Source organism: Stenotrophomonas sp. AG209 (assembly GCF_003550055.1).
GTDB lineage: Bacteria > Pseudomonadota > Gammaproteobacteria > Xanthomonadales > Xanthomonadaceae > Stenotrophomonas.
In genome coordinates this window covers 102894-110183 of sequence record NZ_QXDB01000003.1, presented here as the reverse complement: position 1 = coordinate 110183, position 7290 = coordinate 102894, and the positions used below count along the sequence as shown (strand labels likewise).

Sequence of the window (7290 nt, the reverse complement as noted above, 5' to 3'; positions counted from 1 at the left end):
CGAAGGCGGGGTGGGTCCGGTTGCGGGGGCGTGAGCCGCATGGATGCGGCGACCGAGCTTACATGGACGTACTTGCAGCGTCCCCCGCAACCGGATCCACCCCGCCATCCCACGGAAAGCCCGCTGTTGCTTTTGCTGTTGCCTTGGATTGAAGCAGGTGCAGGGCGCAGCCCTGCCGAACCACCCCTACCGCCCCGGCAACTGCGCGAACGCACGCTGCATGCAGTCCTCGCGCGGGCACACCCGGCACCCCGGGCCGATCGATACCGAGTTGCCCGGGCTCTGCACATCCAGTCCCAGTGAATACACCAGCCGCTCGGCATGCTGCAGATCGCAGCCCAGTGCCACCGCGAAGGTCTTGCGCGGCTGGCCATGGCCCACCGGGCCACTGCTGACCTGCCGCGCCAGCCAGAAATGGCGGCGCCCATCGGGCATGCGCGCCGTCTGCGTAAGGATGCGGCCGGGCTGGTTGAACGCCTCGTAGACGATCCACAGCGGGCACGAACCGCCCACCTGCGAGAAATGGAAATCGGTGGCCGAATGGCGCTTGGACACATTGCCGGCGCGGTCAACGCGGATGAAGAAGAACGGCAGGCCAGGCGCACTGCGCCGTGCCAGCGTGCTCAGCCGATGGCAGACCGCTTCGAAGCCGACGCCGAACTGATGCGCCAGCAGTTCGATGTCGTAGCTGCTGGTTTCGGCCGCCCGCAGGAAGCGCATGTACGGCATCACCAACGCGCCGGCGAAATAGTTGGAGAGACCGATCCGCGCCTGCGCGATGCGTGCCTCATCGGTGAACCCGGCGCGCGCCACCACTGCATCGATCTGCGGCAGGTAGCCGTGAAGGGCCAGCTCGGCCGCCATCTGGAACGCCTGCTGGCCGGGCTCCAGGTAATCGGGCAGCCACAGCCGCCGCGCACCGGCATCGTATTGCCGCTTCTCGCGCCCGGCCTGAAGGGCGGCCACTTCCACCAGCACGCCATGGCGGTCGGCCAGCAGCTGGCGCAGCCGCGGCGCCACATGCCCGGGCGACAGCCCCCACTCGGCGAACAGCTGCTCGGCCAGCTCGTCCAGCTCGGGAATGTGGTTGTGCATGCGGTTGAAGAATTCGCGTACCTGGTCGCCGGCCGGCAGGGTGCTGCCGGCGCCGGGCTCGCCCAGCTGGAATTCCAGTGCGGCGGCATGCTCGCGCAGCGCCAGGTGGCGGCGATGCAGGTCCAGCAGGGCGCGGCTGACCTGCGGCAGGTTGCCGGCCAGCGCGCGCAGTTCGGTGGCGCTGACCTCGGCCAGGCCCAGATCGCGCAGGGTTTCACCCAGTGCTTCCTGCAGCGCGGCGGGCTCATCCTCGTCGAACAGTGCGGAAACATCGCCCAACACCTCGCCCAGCTTCTTCTGCACCGCCGGCGTGAGCGGGCGCTTGTTACGCTCGATCTGGTTCAGGTAGCTGGCCGACAGCCCCAGCGCCCGTGCCAGATCCGCCTGGCTGTAGCCGCGCTGCTCGCGCAGCCGCAGCAGGCGCAGGCCAAGTTGTCGCTGGGGGGCTGAATAATTCACAGAATTAACATGAATCGTCTGGCGTGTTGGCCAGATTAAGCGGATTCAGCCCGGAAATCGAGGTGGGTGCTGTGAATAATGCCAAGCATCTTTCGCACCCTGTGGGATTGTCGTCATGACTGTTGCAGCGCCCCGTATCCGCATGCTGATCGATGGCCAGTTCGTTGAATCGGCCACCTCCCACTGGCAGGACGTGATCAATCCGGCCACCCAGGACGTGCTGGCCAAGGTGCCGTTCGCCACCACCGGCGAAGTGGATGCCGCCGTCGCCGCCGCCAAGGAAGCCTTCAAGACCTGGCGCAAGACCCCGATCGGCACCCGTGCGCGCATCTTCCTGAAGTACCAGCAGCTGATCCGCGAAAACATGAGCGAGCTGGCCCACATCCTCACCGCCGAACAGGGCAAGACCCTGCCCGACGCCGAAGGCGATGTGTTCCGTGGCCTGGAAGTGGTCGAGCATGCCGCCGCCATCGGCAACCTGCAGCTGGGCGAGCTGGCCAACAACGTGGCCAATGGCGTGGACACCTACACGATCATGCAGCCGCTGGGCGTGTGCGCCGGCATCACCCCGTTCAACTTCCCGGCGATGATCCCGCTGTGGATGTTCCCGATGGCGATTGCAACGGGCAACACCTTCATCCTCAAGCCGTCCGAGCAGGACCCGATGGTCACCATGCGCCTGGTCGAGCTTGCCCTGGAAGCCGGCATTCCGAAGGGCGTGCTGAACGTCGTCCACGGTGGCGAGGAAGTGGTCAACGCGATCTGCGACCACCCGGACATCAAGGCCGTTTCGTTCGTCGGTTCCACCCGCGTCGGCACCCACGTCTACAACCGTGCCTCGCTGGCCGGCAAGCGCGTGCAGTGCATGATGGGCGCCAAGAACCACGCCGTGGTGCTGCCGGACGCCAACAAGGAACAGACCCTCAACGCGATGGTCGGCGCTGCTTTCGGTGCCGCGGGCCAGCGTTGCATGGCCGCCTCCACCCTGGTGCTGGTCGGTGAAGCACGCAACTGGGTGCAGGACCTGGTCACCAAGGCCAAGACCCTGAAGGTCAGCGGCGGCACCGTGGCCGGCACCGATGTCGGCCCGGTCATTTCCTGCAGCGCCCGCGAGCGCGTGGAAGGCCTGATCGCCTCGGGCGTGGAGCAGGGCGCCAAGCTGGTGCTCGATGGCCGCAAGCCGCAGGTCGATGGTTTCGAGAAGGGCAACTTCGTCGGCCCGACCATCTTTGCCGGTGTCACCACCGACATGCGCATCTACCAGGAAGAAATCTTCGGGCCGGTGCTGGTCATCCTCGAAGCGGAAACGCTGGAAGAGGCCATCGCGATGGTCAACAGCAACCCGAACGGCAATGGCACCGCGCTGTTCACCCAGTCCGGCGCTGCCGCGCGCAAGTTCCAGGAAGACATCGACGTCGGCCAGGTCGGCATCAACGTGCCGATCCCGGTGCCGGTGCCGCTGTTCTCGTTCACCGGTTCGCGCGCGTCCAAGCTGGGCGACCTGGGCCCGTACGGCAAGCAGGTGGTGCTGTTCTATACCCAGACCAAGACGGTCACCGCGCGCTGGTTCGATGACGAGACGCTGAGCCATGGCGTCAACACCACGATCAGCCTGAAGTAACGGCAGGAGCAGCCATGAGCCACTCGATGACGACGGAACTGGAAGAAGCGCAGCAGGCGTACCGCGAGGCGGCGCGCGACTTCGCACAGGCCGAACTGGCGCCGCACGCCGCGCGATGGGATGCGGAGGGCATCTTTCCGCGCGAGGCGATCGCCAAGGCCGGTGAACTGGGCTTCTGCGGTCTGTATATGGACCCGGAAGTGGGCGGCAGCGGCCTGAGCCGACTGGACGCCGCCGTCGTCATCGAGGAGCTCGCCAACGTCGATCCGTCGACGGCGGCCTACATCAGCATCCACAACATGGCTTCGTGGATGGTGTCCAAGTGGGGCCAGCCGGCACTGCGCGATGCGTGGGGCACCGATCTGTCTTCGGGCAACAAGCTGGCTTCGTACTGCCTGACCGAACCGGGTGCTGGTTCCGATGCGGCCTCGCTGAAGACCACCGCCGTGCGCGATGGCGACTTCTATGTGCTGAACGGCTCGAAGGCCTTCATTTCCGGCGCCGGTGCCACCGAGCTGCTGGTGGTGATGGCACGTACCGGTGGTGCCGGTGCCGGCGGTGTCAGCGCCATTGCGGTGCCGGCGGACCTGCCGGGCATCAGCTTCGGCCGCAAGGAAGAGAAGATGGGCTGGAACAGCCAGCCCACCCGTGGCATCACCTTCGAAAACGTCCGCGTGCCGGTCAGCCACCTTCTGGGAGAGGAAGGCGGCGGCTTCAAGCTGGCGATGAAGGGACTCGATGGCGGCCGCATCAACATCGCCGCCTGCTCGCTGGGTGCGGCGCAGGGCGCGCTGGATGCCGCGCGCCGCTACATGGGCGAGCGCCGCCAGTTCGGCAAGGCGCTGGCCGAGTTCCAGGCGCTGCAGTTCAAGCTGGCCGACATGGTCACCCAGCTGGTGGCTGCACGGCAGATGGTGCACACCGCCGCGCGCAAGCTCGATGCCGGTGCCAGCGACGCCAACGTGTGGTGCGCGATGGCCAAGCGCTTCGCCACCGATGCCGGTTTCAACGTCTGCAACGAAGCACTGCAGATCCACGGTGGCTACGGCTACATCCGCGAGTACCCGATCGAGCGCCTGCTGCGTGACTGCCGCGTGCACCAGATCCTGGAAGGCACCAACGAGATCATGCGGGTGATCGTTGCCCGTCACCTGCTCAACACCGAAGAGGAACTGCGATGAAGGATTGGCGTACCCAGGAGCACGTGGGCCTGAAGGTCGAGGTGGATGGCCACACCGCCATGGTCACCCTGAACAACCCGCCGGCGCATACCTGGACCGTGCACAGCCTGTCGGCGCTGCGCGACCTGGTGGGCGCGCTCAACGCAGACCGCGACATCTATGCGCTGGTGATCACCGGTGACGGCGAGAAATTCTTCTCCGCCGGTGCCGACCTCAACCAGTTCGCCTCCGGCGACAAGGCCGCTGCACGTGAAGCCGCGCGCCGCTTCGGCGAAGCCTTCGAAGCGCTGTCCGGGTTCCGTGGCGTGTCGATCGCCGCGATCAACGGCTACGCCATGGGCGGTGGCCTGGAATGCGCGCTGGCCTGCGACCTGCGCATCATTGAAGACCATGCCCAGGTCGCGCTGCCGGAGGCTACCGTCGGCCTGCTGCCGTGCGCCGGTGGCACCCAGAACCTGCCGCGCCTGGTCGGCGAGGGCTGGGCCAAGCGCATGATCCTGCTGGGCGAGCGCATCAACGCCGAGACCGCGCTGCGCATCGGCCTGGCCGAAGAAAAGGTCGGCAAGGGCGAAGCCAAGGCGCTGGCGCTGGAATGGGCGAAGAAGGCCGGCAAGCAGAGCCCGACCAGCATCGCCGCCTGCAAGACTCTGGTGCAGTCCACCCGCACCGGCACCCACGCTTCGGCGCTGGTGGCCGAGCGCGAAGCCTTCGTCGACCTGTTCGACACCGCCGACCAGGTCGAGGGCGTGACCGCCTTCCTGGAAAAGCGCGCCGCGCAGTGGAAGAACGCATGAGCACCGACACCGCTGCCGACGACGCACCGGTGCTGTTCGAAGAGCGCGTGGCCGGCAACGGCACGCGCATCGGCATCGCCACGCTCAATGCGCCGCGTACGCTCAACGGCTTCTCGCTGCCGATGGCGCACCTGCTGCTGAAGCAGTTGAATGCCTGGGCCGACGACGACGGTATCGCCATGGTGGTGCTGCAGGGCGCCGGTGAAAAGGCGTTCTGCGCCGGCGGCGACCTGCATAGCCTGTACAAGAGCATGGTCGCCTTCCGCGAGGCCGGCCGCAGCGACATCCGCGAGAACGACTACGCCGCTGAGTTCTTCGACGTTGAATACCGCGTCGATTACCTCATCCACACCTACGCCAAGCCGATCCTGTGCTGGGGCCACGGCATCGTGATGGGCGGCGGCATCGGCCTGATGTCCGGCGCCAGCCACCGCGTGGTCAGCGAGCGCTCCAAGCTGGCCTTCCCGGAAATCACCGTCGGCCTGTTCCCCGATGTGGGTGGCAGCTGGCTGCTGCCGCGCGTTCCGGGCAAGGGCGGCCTGTTCCTGGCCCTGACCGGCGCGCTGTTGAACTCGGGCGATGCCATCTACGCCGGCCTGGCCGACGTGCATGTGGCCGAAGAACGCCGCAGCGCGGTCTTCGATGCGCTGCTGCAGGTCGCGTGGTCCAGCAGCGCCGCACACAACCACGAACGCCTCAGCCATCTGCTGCAGTCGCATGCCAGTGACGCCGCCACCGGCCCGCTGCTGGCCAATGCGGCGCAGGTTGATGCGTTGTGCGAAGGCGATGACCTGCAGGCCATCATTGCGCGCATTGCCGGTCTGCAGACCGACGATGCCTGGCTGCAGGCGGCACAGAAGACCCTCGCCGCCGGTGCACCCGGTTCGGCACGGCTGTCGTACGAGCTGCAGCGCCGCAGTGCCGGCCAGGACCTGGCCGCGATCTACCGCCTGGAGTACATCGTCGCCCTGCATTGCGCCGCCCACGGTGATTTCGCCGAAGGCATCCGCGCGCTGCTGATCGACAAGGACCGCAATCCGCAGTGGGACCCGGCCACCCTGGCCGAGGCCACCGGCGCGTGGGCCGACACCTTCTTCGCTTCCCCCTGGGCCGCTGCCGCGCATCCGCTGGCCGACCTGGGCACTCCCCTTGTTGAAAGGAGCCTTGCATGAGCCACATTGCATTCATCGGGTTGGGCAACATGGGTGGCCCGATGGCCGCCAATCTGGTCAAGAACGGCCACAGCGTACGCGTGTTCGATCTGGTTCCGGCCGCGGTGCAGGCCGCCGTCGATGCCGGTGCCAGCGCCGCATCGTCGGCCCGCGACACCCTGGCCGGTGCCGAAGTGGTGATCTCGATGCTGCCGGCCAGCCGCCACGTCGAAGGCGTGTACCTGGGCGACGACGGCATCCTCGCCGCGATCCCGGCCGGTGCGCTGGTCATCGACTGCAGCACGATCGCCCCGGCCAGCGCCCGCAAGGTCTCCGAAGCCGCCGCCGCACGTGGCCTGCAGATGATCGACGCGCCGGTATCCGGCGGTACCGCCGGTGCCCAGGCCGGCACCCTGACCTTCATCGTCGGTGGCGAGGAGGACGCGCTGGAACGCGCGCGCCCGGTGCTGCAGGCGATGGGCAAGAACATCTTCCACGTCGGCGCCAGCGGTGCCGGCCAGGTGGCCAAGCTGTGCAACAACATGGCGCTGGGCGTGATCATGGCGGTCACCGGCGAAGCCATTGCCCTCGGCGTGGCGCACGGGCTGGACCCGAAGGTGCTGTCGCAGATGATGGCGGTCAGCACCGGCCGCAGCTGGGCCACCGAAGTGTGCAACCCGTGGCCGGGCGTGCTGGAGAATGCGCCGGCCTCGCGTGGCTACAGCGGCGGTTTCGGCAGCGATCTGATGCTCAAGGACATGGGCCTGGCGGTGGAAGCGGCGATGAGTGTCGGCGCCTCGATCCCGCTGGGCGAAGTGGCCCGCAACCTGTACTCGATGAACCACCAGGCCGGCCGCGGCAAGCTGGATTTCTCCAGCGTCGTGCAGCTCATCACGAGCGAGAATTGACCTGGTAGTGCCGGCCGCTGGCCGGCAACCTCATGCCCCCATGTGGGACAACGAAGGTGGGATGGGCGGATGTTCGGTTTC

Annotated in this window: 6 protein-coding genes; 5 read left to right on the top strand and 1 reads right to left on the bottom strand. The window is 67.2% G+C overall.

Features of this window, described 5'->3' with window-relative positions; genetic code table 11:
* Window positions 1–186 precede the first annotated feature (186 nt).
* Window positions 187–1554: a short-chain fatty acyl-CoA regulator family protein gene (locus DFO63_RS15625; protein WP_032128200.1), complete on the bottom strand. Its 1368-nt coding sequence runs from the start codon at window positions 1552–1554 to the stop codon at window positions 187–189.
* A 115-nt stretch (window positions 1555–1669) separates the two neighbouring features.
* Between DFO63_RS15625 and DFO63_RS15620 the strand changes: the two genes are divergently transcribed.
* Genes DFO63_RS15620 through mmsB form a run of 5 tightly spaced genes read left to right on the top strand, consistent with a single transcriptional unit; the run spans window position 1670 to window position 7209 of the window.
* Window positions 1670–3175 (top strand): CoA-acylating methylmalonate-semialdehyde dehydrogenase, encoded by a 1506-nt coding sequence (locus DFO63_RS15620; RefSeq protein ID WP_049399840.1) that lies wholly within the window; start codon window positions 1670–1672, stop codon window positions 3173–3175.
* 14 nt (window positions 3176–3189) lie between these two features.
* Window positions 3190–4356 (top strand): acyl-CoA dehydrogenase family protein, encoded by a 1167-nt coding sequence (locus tag DFO63_RS15615; RefSeq protein WP_071229412.1) that lies wholly within the window; start codon window positions 3190–3192, stop codon window positions 4354–4356.
* A complete protein-coding gene (locus tag DFO63_RS15610; protein ID WP_101764742.1) occupies window positions 4353–5150 on the top strand; it encodes an enoyl-CoA hydratase in 798 nt (265 codons plus the stop codon). The genes DFO63_RS15615 and DFO63_RS15610 overlap by 4 nt, the downstream gene beginning before the upstream one ends.
* The gene (locus tag DFO63_RS15605; protein WP_119007319.1) at window positions 5147–6322 is read left to right on the top strand and encodes an enoyl-CoA hydratase/isomerase family protein; all 1176 of its coding nucleotides are present in this window, start codon (window positions 5147–5149) and stop codon (window positions 6320–6322) included. Before DFO63_RS15610 ends, DFO63_RS15605 begins: the two co-directional genes overlap by 4 nt.
* Window positions 6319–7209: a 3-hydroxyisobutyrate dehydrogenase gene (gene mmsB / locus DFO63_RS15600; protein ID WP_119007318.1), complete on the top strand. Its 891-nt coding sequence runs from the start codon at window positions 6319–6321 to the stop codon at window positions 7207–7209. The genes DFO63_RS15605 and mmsB overlap by 4 nt, the downstream gene beginning before the upstream one ends.
* Window positions 7210–7290: the final 81 nt, after the last annotated feature.

Bases quoted from the DNA above. Each gene is read 5' to 3' on its own strand.
- DFO63_RS15605 (WP_119007319.1), top strand. From the start codon at position 5,147: ATGAGCACCGACACCGCTGCCGACGACGCACCGGTGCTGTTCGAAGAG.
- mmsB (WP_119007318.1), top strand. From the start codon at position 6,319: ATGAGCCACATTGCATTCATCGGGTTGGGCAACATGGGTGGCCCGATG.
- DFO63_RS15620 (WP_049399840.1), top strand. From the start codon at position 1,670: ATGACTGTTGCAGCGCCCCGTATCCGCATGCTGATCGATGGCCAGTTC.
- DFO63_RS15615 (WP_071229412.1), top strand. From the start codon at position 3,190: ATGAGCCACTCGATGACGACGGAACTGGAAGAAGCGCAGCAGGCGTAC.
- DFO63_RS15610 (WP_101764742.1), top strand. From the start codon at position 4,353: ATGAAGGATTGGCGTACCCAGGAGCACGTGGGCCTGAAGGTCGAGGTG.